Raw genomic sequence first — 18,635 nt, 5'->3', positions numbered from 1 at the left:
ACCCCTCAGTGCGGAGGAACGATGGAGACGACGCGTCCGGCGCGGGCCCAGGTGCAGGTCGACGGCGACCGGCTCGTCACCCCCGACGGCGCCACGGTGCTGCTGCGCGGCTTCGGGCTCGGCGGCTGGATGACGATGGAGAACTTCATCACCGGCTACCCCGCCACCGAGGCCCAGCTGCGCCGCGCCATGCGCCGCAGCATGGGCGCCGAGGCGTCGGACGCCTTCTTCGACGGCTTCCTCACCGACTTCTTCACCGCCGACGACGCCGCCTACCTCGCCGGCCTGGGCGTGAACTGCCTGCGGGTGCCGTTCAGCTACCACCACTTCGAGGAGGACTCGGCGCCGTTCACGATCAAGGAGTCGGGCTTCCGCCGGCTCGACCAGGTGGTCGACGCCTGCGCGGCCCACGGCATCTACACGATCCTCGATCTGCACTCCGCGCCCGGGAGCCAGAACCAGAACTGGCACTCGAACAACCCGTCGCACTGGGCCCACTTCTGGACGCACCCGCACTTCCAGGACCGCGTCGTGCACCTGTGGGAGGCGGTTGCCGAGCGGTACAGGGACAACCCGTGGGTGGCGGGCTACAACCCGCTCAACGAGCCGGCGGACGCCAGCGGCGAGGTCATCGGCCCTTTCTACGCCCGGCTCGAGCGCGCGATCCGGGCGGTCGACCCCGACCACGTGCTCTTCCTGGACGGCAACCGGTACTCGACCGACTTCTCCGTGTTCACCGACGTCTTCCCGCAGACGGTCTACACCGCGCACGACTACGCGCTGCCGGGCATCGCGAGCGAGAGCCGCTACCCCGGCCTGACGCGCGGCCAGCACTTCGACCGCGGCACCGTCGAGGCGAAGTTCCTCGAGCGCACCGAGTTCATGCGCCGGACCGGCACGCCGATCTGGATCGGCGAGTTCGGGCCGCTGTACACCGGAGACGCCGAGCGGGACGCCGGCTGCCTGCGCCTGCTGCAGGACCAGCTCGACCTGTACCGCGAGCACGGCGCGAGCTGGAGCCTGTGGACCTACAAGGACATCGGCACCCAGGGCCTCGTCACCACCGCGCCGGACAGCCCCTACCTCGCCACCATCCGACCGGTCCTGGAGAAGAAGCGCCGACTCGGCACGGACTCGTGGGGCGGCTCGGAGCAGGGCGTCCGCGACGTGCTCGCGCCGGTCGAGCAGCTGTTCGCCACCGAGTTCCCGGACTTCGACCCGTTCCCCTGGGGCGCCAAACCCTGGATCAACCTCCTCGTCCGGCACATCCTGCTGGCCGAGCCGCTGGTCGACGAGTTCGCCGAGAGGTTCCGCGGCGTGGAGGTGGGCGACGTCGACGCGCTGACCGGCTCGTTCGCCTTCGACCGTTGCGTACGGCGCGAGCCGCTCGAGGCGCTGCTGCGCGCCGAGCTGGCCGCTCGGCCCTGAGGACCGCCATGGCACTCCTCGATCTGGACCCGGCCGCCCTGCCCGGGTACGTCCCCGACCTGGACGAGCCCGACGACTTCGACGACTTCTGGGCCCGGACGCTCGCCGAGGCACGCAGTCACGACCTCGCGCTCACGGCCACGCCGGTGGCGACCGGCCTGCGCACCGTCGACGTGCGGGACGTGGAGCTCGCGGGCTTCGGTGGTCACCGCATCAAGGCCTGGCTCCTGCGTCCGGCCGGTCCCGTGCCCGACGGCGGCCTGCCCGCCGTCGTGCAGTACATCGGCTACGGCGGGGGGCGCGGGCTCCCGCACGAGCACCTCGCCTGGCCGGCCGCGGGGTACGTGACCCTCGTGATGGACACCCGGGGCCAGGAAGCCGATCCGGCAGCGGTGGCGCCACGCCGGACCCGGTGGGCAGCGGCCCGGCCGCGCCCGGTTTCCTCACGCGCGGCGCCCTCGACCCGCACGAGCACTACGTCCGCCGGTTGTTCACCGACGCGGTGCGCGCGGTCGACGCGGTCCGCTCCCTGGACGACGTGGATGCCTCGCGGGTCGCCGTCCTCGGCGCGAGCCAGGGCGGCGGGATGGCGCTCGCGGTCGCCGGACTCGTCCCGGGGCTGGCCGGCGTGCTGACCGACGTCCCGTTCCTGTGCCACGTGCGCCGCGCGGTGGACCTCACCGACCGCGACCCCTACGCCGAGATCACCCGCTACCTCGCCGTCCACCGCGACGCCGCCGAGACGGTGTTCCGGACGTTCTCCTACCTCGACGCGGTCAGCCACGCCCGCCGCGCGACCGCGCCGGTGCTGTTCTCGGTCGCCCTGCGGGACCCGATCTGCCCACCGTCCACCGTCTACGCGGCGCACAACGAGTACGGCGCCGCGACGGGCCGCGTGGCGCCCACGGCGATCGACGTGTACCGCTACAACGAGCACGAGGGCGGTGGCGGCCACCGCTTCCCGCGGCAGCTCGCGTGGCTCGCGCCCCTCATGGGTCAGCCGGGGACGCCCTCCCCGCCGACTCGCCCTCGTCGGGCTCCGTCGTCGGAGCCTGACCCTCGTGCGAGTCCGGGATCGGGTGGGGGTCGACCGCCCAGGTCGGGACGTCGGGCTGCTGGGGGTCGAAGCTGTCCGGCAGTTTCTCGGTCATGCCTCCACGCTCGCACCCGGCGAGGACGGGCGCATCCGGGCGACGCTCACGCCTCGCTGACGACGCTCAGGCTCCGCTGACGACGCTCAGGCCCCGCTGATGTTGACGAGCCACCCGACGCCGAAGCGGTCCACGCACTCGCCGAACTCGTCGCCCCACATCTGCTTCTCGAGCGGGACGTTCACCGTCCCGCCGTCCGCGAGCCGGGCGAAGAAGCCGCGCAGCTCGTCGGCGTCGTCGCCGTGCAGGCAGACCGTGATGGTGCCGCCGGGCGTGTGCGGCATCCCCGGCGGGAGGTCGGACGCCATGAGGATCCAGCCGTGCGGCGTCTCGAGCTGGGCGTGCATGATGCCGCCCGGGTCCACGCCCTCGGGGGCACCGAACTCGCCGAACGTGTTCATCTGGAGCTCGCCGCCGAAGACGCTGCGGTAGAGCTCCATGGCCTCGCGCGCCGTCCCGTCGAGGTGGATGTAGGGGCTGAGGTGGTTGGCCATGGTGAACTCCCGGGTGCGAAGGGCTCGGTACAGGGCGCGGCGCGCCACACCACTTCGACCGACCGCAGCGGCGGAAGTCATCGGTGCACTCGCCCGCGCGGGTCAGGCGGTGCCGAACTCCCAGTGCCACGGCTCCTGCGGTCCGCCGCCACCGGGCTCCATGACCCGCGGGTGGTGCCAGCCGAACGCCTCGGCGTGCTCCTGCAGCCACCGGTACCCGGGGTGGTCGAACTGCCCGAGCCGCCCGATCCCGCCGAAGTCGACGGCGAGGCCCCACCCGTGGTTCGACGTCCCGGGGACCGCCGCCAGCCACCCCTTCGACGCCCGCAGGCTGACCTGCACGTCGAGCGGCCGGTACGCGCTGACGATGTCCAGGTCGCGTCCGAACTCGGCGCGGTGGGCGTCGTTCAGCAGGGTCAGGGCCGAGGCGGCGTCGCACTGCAGGCGGGCGGACGGGTCGAACGGCACCGGGCACAGCGCCTCGGACGGGATCATCCCGTTCGCCCAGCGCCGGACGAGCTCGGTGACGCCCGCCGGGGCGTCCGGGCGGAGCCGCGCGCGTGCGGACGTCCCGACCGCGCCGGCGCCGGCTCGCGCGGACGGCGAGACGGACTCGGCCGGCCCGGCGCCGGGTGACGTGGCCAGGACGCCGTCGGGCAGGGGGCCGGAGGGGCGAGCGGGACCTTCCCGGCGTCCGCGGCAGCCCCGGCGGCCGCCTCGAGCTCGGCGAGTCGCTGCCCCGGGACGACGACGGCCTCCTGAGCAGCCGCCTGCACGAGGGACTCGACGTCCATGGCGTACCGGAAGACCTCGCCCGCGGTCTGCGCGACGGCGGCGCTCCGCGTCAGGTCGCCGACGTCGCGGGATCGGCCCGTACCGGGGCCGAGCAACCCGGTCAGCCGGTCGGCTGCCGTCCTGAGGGCGTCCGGGACCTGGTCCGGGACCTGGTCCGGCGGGAGGGTCGCCGCGAGGCCGTCCGCGGCAGCGGCCGCGGCGAGCGCAGCGGTCGCGAGCGCGACCGACTCCCTCCAGGCGGCGTCGGCGAAGGCCCGCGCGGCCGGGGCGAGCCGATCCGTCGCCGCCCCCGCGGCACGCTGGGCCACGGGGGGCGCGATGGTCCCGCCGAAGCCGGTCCACCGGTCCGGTGCCGCGGTGGCCGGGGGTCCACCGGCGAGAATCCCCGCCACGACCACGACCGCGCCGCCGCGGCTCCAGCGGAGGGCGGGCCCTGCGGCTCTCCCCGGAGCGCGGTGACGCCCTCGCGACCTGTCGACCGTCACCCGTCGCCCTCCTCTGCGCCTCGTCGCACTGCCCGGATCCTCCCGATCAGCGCGACGGTCCGAGCACAGCACAGCCGGACCCGCGCGGTAACGGGCCCGGAGGTCACGATCAGGTCACGGCGCGCGTGCCGCCCGCATTTCACCCGCGGCCCACCGCGCTGGGAGGATCGACGCATGTCCCTCGACACCGCTGCCCGGGTGGCGCTGACCGGCCCGCTGCCCGACCTGCGCCTCGTGACGGTCGACATGGACGGCACCCTGCTGGACGCCGACCACCGCATCCCGGACTCGCTGTGGTCGCTCCTGCCGCAGCTGCGAGAGCGCGGTGTCATCTTCTGCCCCGCGAGCGGCCGTCAGCACGCGACGCTCGCGGCCCAGTTCGCCCCGGTCGCCGACGACCTCGTGATCATCGCGGAGAACGGCTCCTACGTGGCGCACGGTGGACGGGAGATCAGCTCGACCACGATCGACCGGGGCGTCGTCGACGAGGTCGTGCGTGCGGTGCGCGACCTCGTGGCGACCGGGGTGCACGCGGGCGCCGTCGTCTGCGGGAAACGCTCGGCCTACCTCGAGACGCACGACGCCGCCGTCCGCGCGGAGGCGGACCGCTACTACGCGCGGCTCGAGTCGGTCCCCGACCTCCTCGCGGTCGACGACGACGTCCTCAAGGTCGCCGTCTTCGACGCCGGCTCGGCTGCTCGGACCACCGCCCCGGCGCTCGCCCGGTTCGCCGACACCCATCAAGTCGTCGTCTCGGGTGCCCACTGGGTGGACGTCATGCACGCCGACGTCCACAAGGGCGCGGCCGTGCAGACCCTGCAGCGCCTGCACGGGATCAGCCGAAGCCAGACCATGGCGTTCGGGGACTACCTCAACGACCTGCAGATGCTCGACGCCGCCGAGCACTCGGTCGCCATGGACAACGCGCATCCCCAGGTGCTGGCGCGGGCGCGGTACCGGGCGCCGTCCAACACCCAGGACGGAGTGGTCCGCACGTTGCGCACGGCCCTCGGCCTGACGGGCGCTCCGTGATCCCCACCGACCGTCGGTGTGCTACAGATGACCAGGTCATGCGTCGGTTCACCCGTTCGCACGCAGGGGGTCCTATCGCTCAACGAGGTGAGTTCCGCGCCGATGGGTCCAGTGACGGCGGGAGCACCCGCCCCGCCCGCAGGCGGACCCGAACCGACGCCGAGACGCGACCACGATCGCGATCCGGCGGCACACAGCACGAGGAGCCCGGCAATGTTCAAGTGGCGCAGCACGAAGCACACCGTCGTCCGTCTCGCGGGGAGCACTCCGGTGCTCGTCGCCGCGACCGTCGTCACCAGCGGCTGGAAGTGGATCTGACCGGCTCCACACCGGACCGGGGGCCGCACGTCGGCCCACCCGGTCCTCAGTGGTCTCCGCGTACGTCCTGCTCGTCGCACTCCTCGGTGTCGCAGCCCTCGTCGTGGTGACCGTCCGGACCGACTGGTCCCGGACGCTCACCGACCTGCCGGTCTGGCCGGCCGCCTTCCTCGCCCTCGCGGCGCTGATCGGCGAGGTGAAGCCGCTCAGCGTGTCACGCGGCGACGAGCCGGCCGAGGCCGTGTCGACGTCCACGCCGTTCGTCCTCGCCCTCATCCCCGTCGGTGGGCTGGGGGTCGCGATGCTCGCGCAGCTCGTCGCGAGCCTCGCCGACGACGTCCTGCAGCGGCGTGCGCCGCTGAAGTCGGTGTTCAACTCGGGCCAGTACGCGCTGAGCCTGCTCGCGGCGGGCGCCGTGTTCACGTGGCTCGCCGACCTGCGGCTGCTCGAGGTGCCAGGCACGGTCCCGCTCGAGGACCTGCTGCCCCTGCTGATCGCGGGCGTGGTCATGGTCGTCGTCAACCGGCTGCTGGTCGCCGTCGTCGTCTCGCTCGCCGCTGCCCAGCCGCTGCAGCGGGTCGTGGGCCACGACGTGCGCTTCTTCGCCGCCACCCAAACCATCTTGCTGTGCATCGGCGCGGTCGCCGCGAACGTCGCGAGCAGCGGCGTCCCGTTCCTGCTGCTGCTGTGCGCCCCCGCCCTCGCGGTCTACCTGTCCACCAAGGTGGCGGTGCGGCACGCCTACCAGGCCACGCACGACCCGCTCACGGGTCTCGGCAACCGCGACCGGCTCCAGGCGCAGCTCTCCCACTCCATCGCGGCGCGGGGGACGACACCGGCCCCGGTCTCGTCCTGCTCGACCTGGACAACTTCAAGGACATCAACGACACGCTCGGACATCCGGTGGGCGACCAGCTGCTGCGCACCGTCGCCGATCGCCTCGACGGCGTGCTCGGCGGCTCCCAGCTCGTCAACCGCCTGGGCGGTGACGAGTTCGGTGTCGTGGTCGACGGCGGCCTCGTCGACAGCGAGGCGCTCGCGCACGATCTGCTCGCCGCGCTCGCCGCGCCCATGCCGGTCGGTGAGCTCGACCTCGTGGTCCGGGCGAGCGCCGGGGTCGCGGTCGCACCCGCGCACGGCACCGACGCCGCGACGCTGCTGAAGAACGCCGACATCGCGCTCTACCAGGCCAAGCTGGACCGCGACCGGACCTGCGTCTACTCCGAGCGGCTCGACGTCAACACCGTCGAGCGACTGCGCCTGCTCGCGGATCTGCGCGCGGCTCTCGAGAACGGCCACCTCACCGTCGCCTACCAGCCCCAGATCGACCTGACCGACCGCAGCACCGTCGGGGTCGAGGCGCTGATCCGCTGGCGTCATCCCGCCCGTGGCCTCGTCCCCCCGGACAGCTTCATCCCGCTCGCGGAGAACTCCGGCCTCATCGGCGCCTTGACGGCCTACGTGCTGGACACCGCGCTCGCCGACCTCGCCCGGTGGCGTGCGGAGGGGCACCGGCTGCGGATGGCCGTCAACCTGTCCGCGAGGCACCTGTCCGACCTCGCGCTGCCCGGTCAGGTCGCCGAGGCGCTGCGTCACCACGGCGTCCCGCCCACGGAGCTCGTCCTCGAGGTCACGGAGACCGGCCTCATGTCCGACCCCGCCCGCGCCGGCGTCGTCATCGCCGAGCTGCGGAGCCTCGGCGTCGGGATCGCCGTCGACGACTACGGGACCGGGCACGCCTCGCTGAACTACCTCAAGCGCCTCGACGTCGACGAGCTGAAGGTCGACCGGTCGTTCGTCAGCGACATGGACCGCGACCACCACGACTTCATCATCGTGCGCTCCACCATCATGCTCGCCCGGGACCTCGGGCTGCGGGTCATCGCCGAGGGCGTCCAGGAGGAAGCCACCGCCATCAGCCTGCGGGACCTCGGCTGCGCGATCGGGCAGGGCTTCCACCTCGCCCGACCGACCACCCCCGAGGAGATCGGTGTGCGCCTGCGCGCCGATCGCGCCCGGGTCAGCCCGACCGGCGGTCGGCGTGCCGCCGGCGCCGACGTGCCGCGCCCACGCCCCGCGACGGGGTCCTGACCCGCCCTCGCCCTGCACGCTGACCTCGCCAGGCGCTCGCGCCTCGGCTCCTCGCGCGCCCCAACTCCTCGCGCCTCAGCTCCTCGCGCCCCAGGTCAGCGCGGGCACGCTCATCGAGCCACAGCCGAGCGGCCACGGCTCGCACCCCACGGCGACCCGGTGCGGGAGGCAGTCGCACACGCGACGATGCCTCGGTGAGCCTCTACGCCGAGATCCCCGCCCGCCGCGCCCGGCAGCTTGCCGGCGACACGCTGGTCCTCGCATGGGTCGTCGCCTGGGTCCTCGTGGGCCGGGCGGTGCACGACGTCGTCGGGCGGCTCGCCGAGCCCGGTCGCGCTCTCGAGAGCGCAGGCGGAGCCCTCGAGGAAGGTCTGCGCGATGCAGCCGAGGGCGTCGCGCGCACGCCGCTCCTGGGAGACGACCTGCGGGCACCGTTCGACTCGGCCGGCGACGCCGCACTCGCCCTCGCGGGCTCGGGAGTCGACATCCAGACCGGCGCGGAGCGGGTAGCGGTGCTCGCCGGTGTCTCGGTCGCCGCGTGGCCCGTCGTGCTGGTGGCCGGCGTCTGGGCCGTGCACCGGTGGCTGTCCGCGCGGCGCGCTGCGCGGGTCCGTACGGTCCGTGACTCCCCGCGGGTACGGACCTGCTCGCGCTCCGCGCACTCGTGGACGCGCCCCTCGGTCGGGTCACCGACGTCGCGCCGGACGTCGTCAGCGCCTGGCGACGCGGGGATCCCGACGTCGTCCGCGCGTTGGCCGGCATCACCCTGAAGGGTGCGGGACTGCGACCCCGCTGATGGACGGAACGGCAGCACGGCGAGCGGAGGGAGACATCAGCAGCGTCGCGCTGGAGGTGAGATGCGGCAGCCCGGTCCGACCCTTCAGCGCGGCAAGGCCCTTCAGCGCGGTCAGACCCTGCAGCGCGGTCAGACCCGGCAACCCGGGCAGGCCCGGCAGCGCCGGTGTGGTCACACGGTTCGGCTCCGCGCGTCCCCGTGCCGCCGACCGGCCGTGGCGTCGGACCGCGGTTCGGCAGTGATCGGCACACCTCACACCTCCAGGAAGAACGCCGGCACACGGGCGCCCGTGAACGGGTCCGTCGTCCACTCGAGCTCACCGGTGTCGGGCGAGGCGGTGGCCTGCGCAGGCGCGGTCCCTGACGAAGCGCGACCACCGGAGCGCCCCGCTTCTGCGGGGTGCAGAGCCCCGTCGCCCGCGCCCATCACCCCGTCCGCCGCGGCGACCAGCCGACCGGTGCGGTCGCGGAACTCGTAGGTGACCCGGGCGAGTGCTCCCGGTGGTGCGCAGCTCGCGCCGCTCCCGCGAGGCGCGGGTCCGTGCGGTGGGGGTCCGTGCGGTGCGGCGACCGCGCCTACGGGGGCGGGTGGCCGGGAGGTGCGTCGCCGGCGTCGGGCGGCTCCTGCGCTGATGACCGGCTGACCGCCGCCGCGCTCCTCGCGGCCGTCGCGTTCTTCGTCGACGTCGCGGTGGCGGCGATGCGCGTGATGGTGAGATCGCGTCGGTGGGTCTCGTGGTGGTGGAAGGAGCACAGGGGGACGCCGTTGTCGGCGGAGGTGGGTCCGTCGTCGCGGTCCCACCAGGCGATGTGGTGGATCTCGCACCACCGCGCCGGTGCGTGGCACGACGGCCACCCGCACTCGCGGTCGCGGGCGATGATCGCCTTGCGCAATGCCCCGGTGAACAACCGCTGCGTGCGGCCGAGATCAAGCAGTTCCCCGTGGGCGTCGATGACGACCCTGGTGATATCGCAGTCGCACATCGCCGCAGCCAGCTCGGTGACCGGGACGGGGGTGCCGTCCTCCAGGGTCGCCGGCGGGTAGCTCACCGGGGCGACCGTGGCCGATGGGCTGACCGCGTCGCCGGCGGACACCCCCACACCGGAGGGCGCATCGCCGGTACCCGTACCCGTACTCGTGCCAGTGCCAGTGCCAGTGCTGGTGCCTGAGCCCGTGGTGGTGGGCTGTGGTGCGCGGCGTCGCCGGTCGCGTTCGGCCCGGGCTGCCGCCCACGTCTCGGGAGTCATGACCATCGTGATCTGCGCCGGCACATGCCCACCAGGCTTCGTGTCCACCGACGCCAGGACCCGCCCCGCCATCTCCGTCAGCGCGTCCGCGCGGCGCTCGCCCGGGTCACGGTCGTCGTCCTCTGCCGGGCGCGGGGTCAGCGCCTCCAACGCCAAGGCCAGCCGGTGCCCGGCGATCGTGTCCAACCGCCCCTTGAGGAACGTCCCCGCGGTGGACTGGGTCAGGTGCAGGTACCGCTCGGCGCGCCGCGCCTGGTGGTCGCGTTCCAGCCCGTCGGGGTCCACGGTCGCGGCCCACCGGTCCACGGTGATCTGGAACGTGCCGGCGTCCTGCCGCTCGGCCACCTGGACCAGCGCCTCCTGGACCGCCGGGTCCGCCAAGGCCTCCCGCTGCACCGGGGTACCGGTCACCGCGACCTTCCCCAGCACCGCCGCGTGACCCACGGTGATGCGACCCTCGGTGACCGCTGCTGTGGCGGCGGGGGCGGCGTCGAGCTGCTCGGCCTGCCGCACCTGCACCCCCGCCGCCCGCACACCTGTCCCAGAGACCCGCCCCCGCGCCGCCTCGTACGACCGGTCACCCGCACCACGCCACGCCCCGGCATCCCGGTCCGCCACCAGCACCCCGGCCCGCACGACGCTCAGACCGTCGATCACCCGGTCCAGATCCGCCAGCAACGCCGACCGGTCCACGGCCGACCACCCGGCCGCACCACCGACCTGCCGGGTCAGCGACGCCATCACCGTCACCAGGGTCTGCCCGGACGCGAGAGCGGGCGTCGCTGGTGCGCAGGCGGGGGTGCCGCCGTCAGCGGACCCGTCAACGGCGATGGCCACACCGGTGAGCGTGGGCGGTGGAGGGAGCGCTGGACGCGCCGCAGGCGGAGTGCTCTCGGTCACCGCAGCCACCTCCCCGCGTCGAACGTATGTTCGAAGTCTACCGAGGGCACCCACACGCGGAGGTACCGCGACGCATCTGTGGACAGCGCGCGCGACTAAGAGAACGTGCGGCGGCGGCGCGGGAGGAAGGGGCCCTCCCTGACCGAACACCTCCACCACATCGTCCGGTCGCACACCGCGACGGCGGTGGCGGGCGTCGCCCACCACCGCCGTCGTCAGCTACCAGCCGTCACGTCACGGCGCGAGGTCCCGTGCCTGCGCCGCGATCCCCGTCCCCGCGGGTCACTCCACCCGCTGCCCGCGGCGCGCGACCGACCACAGGCCGGCGCCGAGCGCGAGGAGCAGTGCGGCCAGACCGGCGATGCCGGCCGCCTCGGCTCCGGTCGCCGCGAGGGCCCCGGACCGGCCGCCGCCCGTCGCCGCACCCGAGCCTCCCGCGCCACCCGAGCCGCCACCTGCCGCACCTGAGCCGGTCCCCCGGCACCCGACCCACCGCCCGTGCCCGGGGCGGGCGTCGTCGTCGGGCTCGGGGTGGGAGTCGGCGCCGGGGTGGTCGGCGTGGGCGTCGGGACCGGCGTGGCGACCGGTTCGGTGACGAGCGTCCAGCTCGGCTCGAAGAAGTCCGCCGGGTCGATCACCTCGGCCGCCGCGGCCCAGTCGATGAGCAGCTGCCGGATCTCCAGGCGCTCGTCGTACAGCACCTCGGCGTCCGCGACGTGCGGGTATCCCCCACCACCGCTCTGGCGGTAGTTGTTCACCGCGAGCACGAAGACGTCGTCGTCGGCCACCGGGGTGCCGTCGGGGTGCGAGAGCCCGACGATGCGCTCCCCGGCGGGCTGGGAGATGTCGATCGCGTACTCGAGCCCGGAGACGACGTCGTAGTTGTAGTCCGGGATGCCCTCGGGACGGTCCTCGGTGACCGCGTTCGTGCCGGTCTCCGGGTCGAACTCCGCGCCGACCTCCGCCTGGTTGAAGTACCGCCCCGAGAACTCCAGGTAGTCGGTGAGCTCGGCACCGGTCATCCGCACGCCCACGAGGGTGTTCTCGTAGATGTACAGGCCCGCCATGTCGCGGATGGTGACCTCGCCCTCGGGGAACACGGCGGTGCGCGAGAACGGGGACGCCTGGGAGATCACCGGCAGGTCGGCGTACGGGGTGTCGGCGAGAGCGGACTCGACGGTCTGCGCCTGCACGTGGTTGATGAAGTCGATGATCGGGGTGTCCTCGTACCGCGACGTCGCCGCGGAGAGCTCGGTGACCGACGTCGCGACCGGCGTGTTGACGTACTCGACCGTCGCCTCGTGCTCGGCGGTGAGCTCGGCGACGAACGCGGCGTCCTCGGTCTCGATCTCCTGGCCGTAGTGCGGCTCGACGCTCGGCGCCGCGCCCTCGCTCCAGTCGACGCGGTAGCCGTCGTTCTCGGGCACCAGGGACAGGGTGGTCTCGGTGACGCTCTGCGCCCAGTAGTACGGCTGCGTGACGAGCACCTTCTCGTCCGCGACGTTGGTGAACACCGTGGCGGGCCTGTCCTGGTGGCTGTGCCCGGCGACGATGACGTCGATCCCCGGCACCTGGACGGCGATGTTGTTGACGACGTCCTCGTTCAGGTCGGCCGGGTCGTACGTCGCGTCGGGCACCGTGCCCTGGCCCGTGTGGGCCAGCACGACGACGACGTCGGCGAGGTCGTCGACGACCGGTACCCACTGCTCCGCCGCCTCGACCATGTCCTGAAACTCCAGCACCCCGTCGACGTGCTGCTTGTCCCACACGCGCACCCCGGGCGTGACCAGGCCGATGACGCCGACGGTCACCGTCTGGCCGTCGATCTCCTGCTCGAGCAGCGTGTACGGCTCGTGGTACGGCTCACCGGTCACGACGTCGATGACGTTGGCGCCCAGCAGCGGCGCCGCCAGGTCGTCCTCGTACGCGGCGAGCATGTCGAGGCCGTAGTTGTACTCGTGGTTGCCCACGACCTGGGCGTCGTAGCCGATGGCGTCGAAGGCCTGCGCCATCGGGTGCTCGGTCGTGCCGCCGAGGACCTCGTCGGCGCGCTCGCCCAGGCCGTAGAGGTAGGTGAGCGGCGTGCCCTGGATCGCGTCGCCGTTGTCGAGGACCAGCACGGAGTTCTCCGGCTCGCGCTCGCGCACCTCCTTCACGACGGTCGCGACGCGGGACAGGCCCAGCGTGTCCTCGCCCTCGTACTCCGCGTCCGCGAAGTAGTCCCAGTTCATGACGTGCCCGTGCGTGTCCGTGGTGGACAGCAGGGTGAGGGTCACGGGGTCGGACGGCGCCGGCGGCACCGTCGCGGCGGTCGCGGACAGGGTGGGGACGACGGCGACCGCGAGGCACGCGACGGCGACGGTCGCGCTGGACTTGCGCACGGACATGGGACTCCTGGTGGAGAGGCGGAACGGCGAGCGGAGGACGCCGAGCGATGCTCGACGCGGTGACGTTAGCCCGTCCGGATGAACGGGAGGTGACTTTCAGCGCGGCGGGTGGTCCTCACGGCGGTGTCCGTCCACGAGGCGCTCGAGCTCCTCGCGCGGCAGGGCGGAGCCGTGGACGACGGCGACGGTCACGTCGGTGACCGCGACGACGCTCGACGTCCGCGCTCCCTCGAGCAGGGCACGCTCACCGAGGATCGCGCCCGGGCCGATCTCCGCGAGTCGCTCGCCGTCCCGCCGCACGGCGACCACGCCGTCGAGCAGGAGGGCGACATGCTCCCCGGCTCCCCCTGGCGGAACAGCACGTCACCCGCGGCGAGCCGCCGCACCCGGCGGTCGCCGCCCATGACCAGCACGGACAGCCGCCGCTCGAGCTCGGTCTCCACCGGGGTGGTCACCGCGGCCGCCTCGACGCCGCGCCACGGGTTCTGCTCCTCGGTCATGTCGTGCAGCCAACCGTCGGAGTCGGTGAGCGCCACCTTCTCGGTGAGCCGGCCGGCGTCGTCGTACACCCAGTGGCGCGGGAACGCGCTCGCGCCCTCGACGCGGTGGGTGGCACGACCGTCCGCGTGCAGCGTGAGCTCGAGCGTCGTCCACACCAGCGGAGCGACCAGACGGGGGCGCCCCCGGACGAGACGCGGTGCGGGCAGCGGCGCGCGCCCACCGGCGGTCTGCCGGACGACGGCCACCGCACCGTCGTCGGAGATCCGTGTCGTCAGGAGGTCGGGCATCTGCACCGCGGGGAAGCGCACGGCGCCCCCGAGCAGGTTGGTCAGCCCGATGACGCCGCCCGTGCCGGGCCCCGGGTGCACCGCGGTGATCCGGCCGTCATGCAGCTCGGCGGTGGCGCGCAGCCGGTTGACGAAGCGGAACCGGCCGGCGCGGCGCAGGGCGTCCAGGTCGTCGAGCCGGTCCGGCGGCGGGTCGTCGTAGTGGGTGAGGCCGACGTCGAACGGCACCCGCAGCGGGCCACGGATCAGCTCGGACGGGATCCAGGACAACGACGTCACGCCCGCCGTCGGAACAGCCACGCGCCCACCTCCGTCGGGAGCCGATACCGGTGACGACCTGCGACGACGCACGCTACCGTCAGCGCGACATGAGCACGGGCGCGACGGGACGGCGGGTCGTCAGCGTGGTCTTCGCAGACCTCGCCGGCTTCACCGCGCTGTCCGAGAGGCTCGACGCGGAGGACGTCGCCGGGATCCAGGACGCCTGGTTCGCGCGGGCCACCGACGCCGTCGTCGCGCACGGCGGCCAAGTGGAGAAGTTCATCGGCGACGCGGTCATGGCGACGTTCGGCACCGACCACGCGGACGACACCGACCCGGTGCGGGCGGTGCGCGCCGCGACCCGCCTCGTCCGCGACACCGCCCGGCTCGAGCACGACCTCGGGTTCGACGCCGACGCCGCGCGCGGCGGCCTGCGGGTCTGCGTCGGGGTGAACACCGGTGAGGTCGTCGTGACCCGGGCGCCGGACGGCTGGCGTGTCACCGGCGACGCGGTCAACACCGCAGCGCGCCTGCAGTCGGCGGCCGACCCCGGTCAGGTGCTCCTCGGCCCCGAGACGGCGTTCGGGGTCGCGCACCGCTTCGTCCTCGAGGACCACGGCGAGCTGCACCTCAAGGGGAAGGCGGAACCGCTGCGCACCTGGCGCGTGCTGCACGAGCGCAGCGAGCCGCGCCGTGGACTGGGCCAGCACGGCCTGCACGCCCCGTTGCTCGGCCGCGCCGACGAGCTCGCCGTCCTGCACGACGCACTGGCCGTCGCGACGTCGCCCACCGCACCCCCGGGCTCGTGCTCGTGTCCCCGCCGGGTGTCGGCAAGAGCCGGCTCGTCGAGGAGTTCTGCCACGCGATCGCGCCGGCCGGGCACCCGAGCTGGACGGTGCGGCTCGGGGACGAGCCCGAGTGGGGCTACACGTGCGTCGCACGCCTGCTCGCGGCCGCGTGCGACGGCCTCCGTGGGCGGTCCGCCGAGCCGGACGAGCACCGCGTGGACCTCGACGCGGACCTCGACGCGGACCTCGTCGCCGCCCTGGTCGCGCACGGCTACGACCGGGCGCACGCCGAGGTGCACGTACGGCACACGGTCCGACTGCTCCGCGGGGACGTGCTCGACGCCGCGCCGCTCGACCTGTACAGCGCGTGGACCGCCGTCCTCGACGCGACGTCGGCGCCGGTCCCGGTGTGGGTGGTCGAGGACTTCCACCTCGCCGGACCCGACCTGCGCGCGTTCGTCCGCTACGCGCTGACCCACCCTCGACCCGGCGGCCGGCTCGTGCTGGTCACCGCACGCCCCACCGCCGGCCTCGCCCGCGGCGCCGCCGACCTCGCCGGGATGCGGGAGCGACACCTCGAGCCGCTCGCCGCGGACGTCACGCGCGAGCTCGTGCTCACGCTGGTCGGCGACGGCACGCTCCCGGAGACGCACCTCGACGGCGTCGTCGCGGCGTCCGGCGGCAACCCGCTGTTCGTCGAGGAGCTGCTGCGCTCGTGGATCCAGGCCGGGACGCTGCGCCCGGACGGCACCTGCTGGACGTTCACCGGCCGCACGACGCCGCCCGTGCTGCCCAGCACCGTGCAGGCGATCTACCAGGGACAGCTCGACGCGCTGCCCGGGGCGTCGCGGACCGTGGTCGAGCGCGGCTCGGTCCCCGGTGTCACGTTCCCGACCGGTGCGCTGCCCGCGCTCGGGGTCGAGCGACCGCACGCCCCGCTCGCGGACCTCACGCGGGTCGGCCTGCTCGTCGGGCCGCACCCCCACCCGCTCGCCGGTGACGCCTACACCTACCGGCACGCCCTCCTGCGCGACGCCGCCTACGGGTCGCTGGCCCGCCGGGAGCGAGCCGAGCTGCACGTGCGGTTCGCCCGGTGGCTCGAGGTCAACGCCGCCCCGGACGGCGGCGAGCCGGAGATCGTCGGCCACCACCTGGCCCGCGCCGTCGAGACCCTGCCGCCCCTGGCCGCCGGCCTCGCCGACGGCACCCCGACGGGCACGCTCGCCGACGAGGCCGCCGCACGCCTCGAGGAGGCGGCCGCCCGGCACGCGGTCAGCTCCCCGCAGCGGTCCGCCGCCCTCCTGCACCGCGCCCTGGACCTCCCGGGGACCGGCGGCGGACCGGACCGGCTCCGCCGGCGGCTCGCGCTCGCGGAGGCCGAGCGACGCTCGGGCCGCGTCGAGGAGGCGATGCTCGCCTTCGCCGAGGCGGGCGACACCGCGCGGGTGGCCGAGGACGACGACACCCTGGTGACCGCTGCGGCCGGGTACGAGAGCGCCCTGCTCGCGAGCCGATTGCCGCGATCGGTCTGGGGTGCCCGCTCGGTGCAGCTGCTGCGGGCCGCGGAGGCGACCCTGCCGCCGGGCGAGCGGGTGCGACGCAGCCACCTGCTCGCCGACCTGGGGCGTGCGCTCGTGTTCGACGGCGACCCGGCGGGCGCCGACACCTGCCGGCGGGCGGTCGACCTCGCGCAGGAGTGCGGCGACCCCGCCGCGCTCGCGCACGCGCTGCTGGCCCTGCGCGCGGCGCAGAGCGATCCCCGGCACCTGACCGACCGGCTCGCTGCGGGCCCGCGGATCGCCGCCGCCGCCGACGGCACCGACGACCTCGAGCTGCGACTGGAGGCCACCCGCCTGCGGCTCACGGACCTCCTCGAGGCCGGCGACCTCGCGGGCGCGGACGCGATGCAGACCGCGGCGACCACGCTGATCGAGCAGCTCGGGCGACCGCTGTACTTCTGGTACCCGCCGATGTGGCGGTCCATGCGCGCTGCTCGCCGGCGACTACCGCGCGGCGCGCCCCTGATCGACGCCTTCCGGGTCGAGGCGCGGCGCGCGCACTACGGCGCCGTCGAGCAGGTGTGGGGAGGCCAGCTCATGCGGCTGCACCTCGAGACCGGTGACGTGGCCGCGCTGCTGCCCACCGTCGACCACCTGCTGACGCTCCACCCCCGGTTCGAGTTCGCCGCGGCGGCCGTGCTCGCCCGCGTCGGGGACCGCGATCGGGCCCAGGTGCACCTCGACCGGTGTGCCGCGGACGACTTCTCGCTCGTGCCGGACGACCTCGCGTGGGCGTCCACGATGGCTCACCTCGCCGAGGCCGCCGCGGTGCTCGACGACGCCGCGACAGCGGCGCGCATCGCGGACCGGCTGCTGCCGTGGGCCGGCCAGCACGTCGTCGTCGGTGCCGGCGCGATGTGCCTGGGGGCAGGGTCGCACTACGTCGGCCTGGCGCTGCACACGGCCGGCGACCCGGCGGGCGCCCGCGAGCACCTCACCGACGCCGTGCGCCGCAACGACGCCCTGGGCGCCCGCGGGCTCGCCGCGCGGTCCCGCGCCGAGCTCGCCCGCGTCCTCGACGCGCTCGGCGACGGTGCCGCGGCGCAGGAGCTCGACCGGACGGCGTACGCCACCGCGACCGCGCTGGGCATGACGGACCTCGCGACCGAGCTCGGTGCCCGCCTCCGTGCCGGCGGCAGACCCGCCTGACCACCGACCGACGACCGACGACCGATGACCGACGACCGATGACCGATGACCGAGAGGAGCCACCATGCCGGACGACGTCACGGCCACCGCCGCGCTCATCCGCGCGGAGTGGGCCGGCTTCCTCGCCCTGCTCGACGGCGCCCTGCGCGAGGGCACCCTGCCCGACGGCTCCCCCGGTGAGGTGCCCGCTGAGGTCCCCGGTGCGGTGCGCGGCGGCTCGCCCGACGGTGCCCGGACGGTGTGGGACCGACCCTCCCGACTCGCCGGGTGGACGGTCGAGGACCTCGTCCGCCACGTGCACTGGGGCACGACCCTGGAGACCGCCGGTCTGCGCCTGGCGACGTCGGGCGGCGCCGGGGTCGCGCATGGACGCGAGCTGACGGTCGACCGCGACGCGATCGTGCCCGCGCTGCGGCAGGCCCTGGACGCCTTGACCGCTGCGCTGGCCGACGCCACGAGCAGCACCGGCGCGGGGACCGGCAGGGGGACCGGCGCAGGGGCGGCGGCACGGCCGCGGGCACTGGGCGCGGGACGGCGACCGTCCCCATGCCGTACGGCGACGTGCCTCTCGACCTAGCCCTCGAGGTGTTCCTCATGGAGGCCGCGGTGCACCGCAGCGATCTCGCCGAGGCCCTCACCGGTGACGGCACGCTGACGGCGGCCGCGCTCCCGGCGTGCGCTGTGGTGCTCCAGGTGTTCTGGCCCGCGTTGGCGGGATCGGCCGGCACCGTGCCGCCGGTCGGGACCGCCATCCGCCTGACCGGCACCGCGCTGACCGTCGAGGCGGAGTGGGACGGCACCACATGGGGCGCGGTGACCAGCGAGCCGGCGGTCGTCCTGAGCGGGCAGGACGAGTCGCTGCTGCTGTTCGCCCTCGGCCGGCTCCCCCTCGACCACTCCGGCCTGACGGTGACCGGGGACCACGACCTCGCGGTCCGGTTCAAGGACCTCGTACCGGGGCCCTGA

The 18,635-nt window shown here is 74.4% G+C and carries 12 protein-coding genes and 2 pseudogenes; 8 read left to right on the top strand and 6 right to left on the bottom strand.

All coding sequences use genetic code 11. From position 1 onward, the window contains the following. Positions 1 to 21: 21 nt before the first annotated feature. Together REH70_RS08545 and REH70_RS08540 are read left to right on the top strand one after the other, a co-directional pair. Entirely contained in the window at positions 22 to 1,428 is a 1,407-nt protein-coding gene (locus tag REH70_RS08545; RefSeq protein ID WP_310753739.1) for a cellulase family glycosylhydrolase, read from the top strand. 8 nt (positions 1,429 to 1,436) lie between these two features. After that, positions 1,437 to 2,422 (top strand): annotated as a pseudogene (locus REH70_RS08540) (acetylxylan esterase); the annotation flags it as partial. 243 nt (positions 2,423 to 2,665) lie between these two features. Here REH70_RS08540 and REH70_RS08535 read toward each other — a convergent pair. The 3 genes from REH70_RS08535 to REH70_RS08525 form a co-directional block, all read right to left on the bottom strand. Further along, positions 2,666 to 3,073: a VOC family protein gene (locus REH70_RS08535; RefSeq protein WP_310753737.1), complete on the bottom strand. Its 408-nt coding sequence runs from the start codon at positions 3,071 to 3,073 to the stop codon at positions 2,666 to 2,668. A 102-nt stretch (positions 3,074 to 3,175) separates the two neighbouring features. After that, positions 3,176 to 3,568, bottom strand: a complete 393-nt coding sequence (locus tag REH70_RS08530; protein ID WP_310753736.1) for a M15 family metallopeptidase — start codon at positions 3,566 to 3,568, stop codon at positions 3,176 to 3,178. Further along, on the bottom strand, positions 3,565 to 4,260 hold the full coding sequence (locus tag REH70_RS08525) for a hypothetical protein (protein ID WP_310753734.1): 696 nt from the start codon (positions 4,258 to 4,260) through the stop codon (positions 3,565 to 3,567). Before REH70_RS08525 ends, REH70_RS08530 begins: the two co-directional genes overlap by 4 nt. A gap of 267 nt (positions 4,261 to 4,527) precedes the next feature. Between REH70_RS08525 and REH70_RS08520 the strand changes: the two genes are divergently transcribed. The 3 genes from REH70_RS08520 to REH70_RS08510 all read left to right on the top strand — a co-directional run bounded on the left by REH70_RS08520 (position 4,528) and on the right by REH70_RS08510 (position 8,564). Then, positions 4,528 to 5,385, top strand: coding sequence for an HAD family hydrolase (locus REH70_RS08520; protein ID WP_310753733.1), 858 nt, complete (start codon positions 4,528 to 4,530; stop codon positions 5,383 to 5,385). 1,221 nt (positions 5,386 to 6,606) lie between these two features. Then, positions 6,607 to 7,794, top strand: coding sequence for a bifunctional diguanylate cyclase/phosphodiesterase (locus REH70_RS08515; RefSeq protein WP_310753731.1), 1,188 nt, complete (start codon positions 6,607 to 6,609; stop codon positions 7,792 to 7,794). A gap of 194 nt (positions 7,795 to 7,988) precedes the next feature. Further along, complete coding sequence (locus tag REH70_RS08510) at positions 7,989 to 8,564, top strand: hypothetical protein (RefSeq protein WP_310753730.1); 576 nt, start codon at positions 7,989 to 7,991, stop codon at positions 8,562 to 8,564. A 601-nt stretch (positions 8,565 to 9,165) separates the two neighbouring features. Here REH70_RS08510 and REH70_RS08505 read toward each other — a convergent pair. From REH70_RS08505 to REH70_RS20575, 3 genes and pseudogenes are all read right to left on the bottom strand, one after another. Next, positions 9,166 to 10,674 carry a DUF222 domain-containing protein gene (locus tag REH70_RS08505; protein WP_310753728.1) on the bottom strand — a complete coding sequence of 503 codons (1,509 nt, stop codon included), beginning with the start codon at positions 10,672 to 10,674 and terminating at the stop codon, positions 9,166 to 9,168. Positions 10,675 to 10,952: 278 nt separating this feature from the next. Then, positions 10,953 to 13,124 (bottom strand): 5'-nucleotidase C-terminal domain-containing protein, encoded by a 2,172-nt coding sequence (locus REH70_RS08500; protein ID WP_310753727.1) that lies wholly within the window; start codon positions 13,122 to 13,124, stop codon positions 10,953 to 10,955. 222 nt (positions 13,125 to 13,346) lie between these two features. After that, a pseudogene (locus tag REH70_RS20575) lies at positions 13,347 to 13,424 on the bottom strand (hypothetical protein); the annotation flags it as partial. Between the two features lie 856 nt (positions 13,425 to 14,280). On the opposite strand from REH70_RS20575, the gene REH70_RS08490 reads away from it, so the two are divergent. The 3 genes from REH70_RS08490 (at position 14,281) to REH70_RS08480 (ending at position 18,635) form a co-directional block, all read left to right on the top strand. Beyond that, positions 14,281 to 15,435, top strand: a complete 1,155-nt coding sequence (locus tag REH70_RS08490; protein ID WP_310753725.1) for an adenylate/guanylate cyclase domain-containing protein — start codon at positions 14,281 to 14,283, stop codon at positions 15,433 to 15,435. Positions 15,436 to 17,733: 2,298 nt separating this feature from the next. Further along, complete coding sequence (locus tag REH70_RS08485; protein WP_310753723.1) at positions 17,734 to 18,246, top strand: maleylpyruvate isomerase N-terminal domain-containing protein; 513 nt, start codon at positions 17,734 to 17,736, stop codon at positions 18,244 to 18,246. Then, positions 18,231 to 18,635, top strand: a complete 405-nt coding sequence (locus tag REH70_RS08480; RefSeq protein WP_310753722.1) for a hypothetical protein — start codon at positions 18,231 to 18,233, stop codon at positions 18,633 to 18,635. Before REH70_RS08485 ends, REH70_RS08480 begins: the two co-directional genes overlap by 16 nt.

Source organism: Cellulomonas sp. ATA003, assembly GCF_031582905.1.
In the GTDB taxonomy this organism is placed as follows: domain Bacteria; phylum Actinomycetota; class Actinomycetes; order Actinomycetales; family Cellulomonadaceae; genus Pengzhenrongella.
This window is presented reverse-complemented; position numbering and strand designations above follow the sequence as displayed.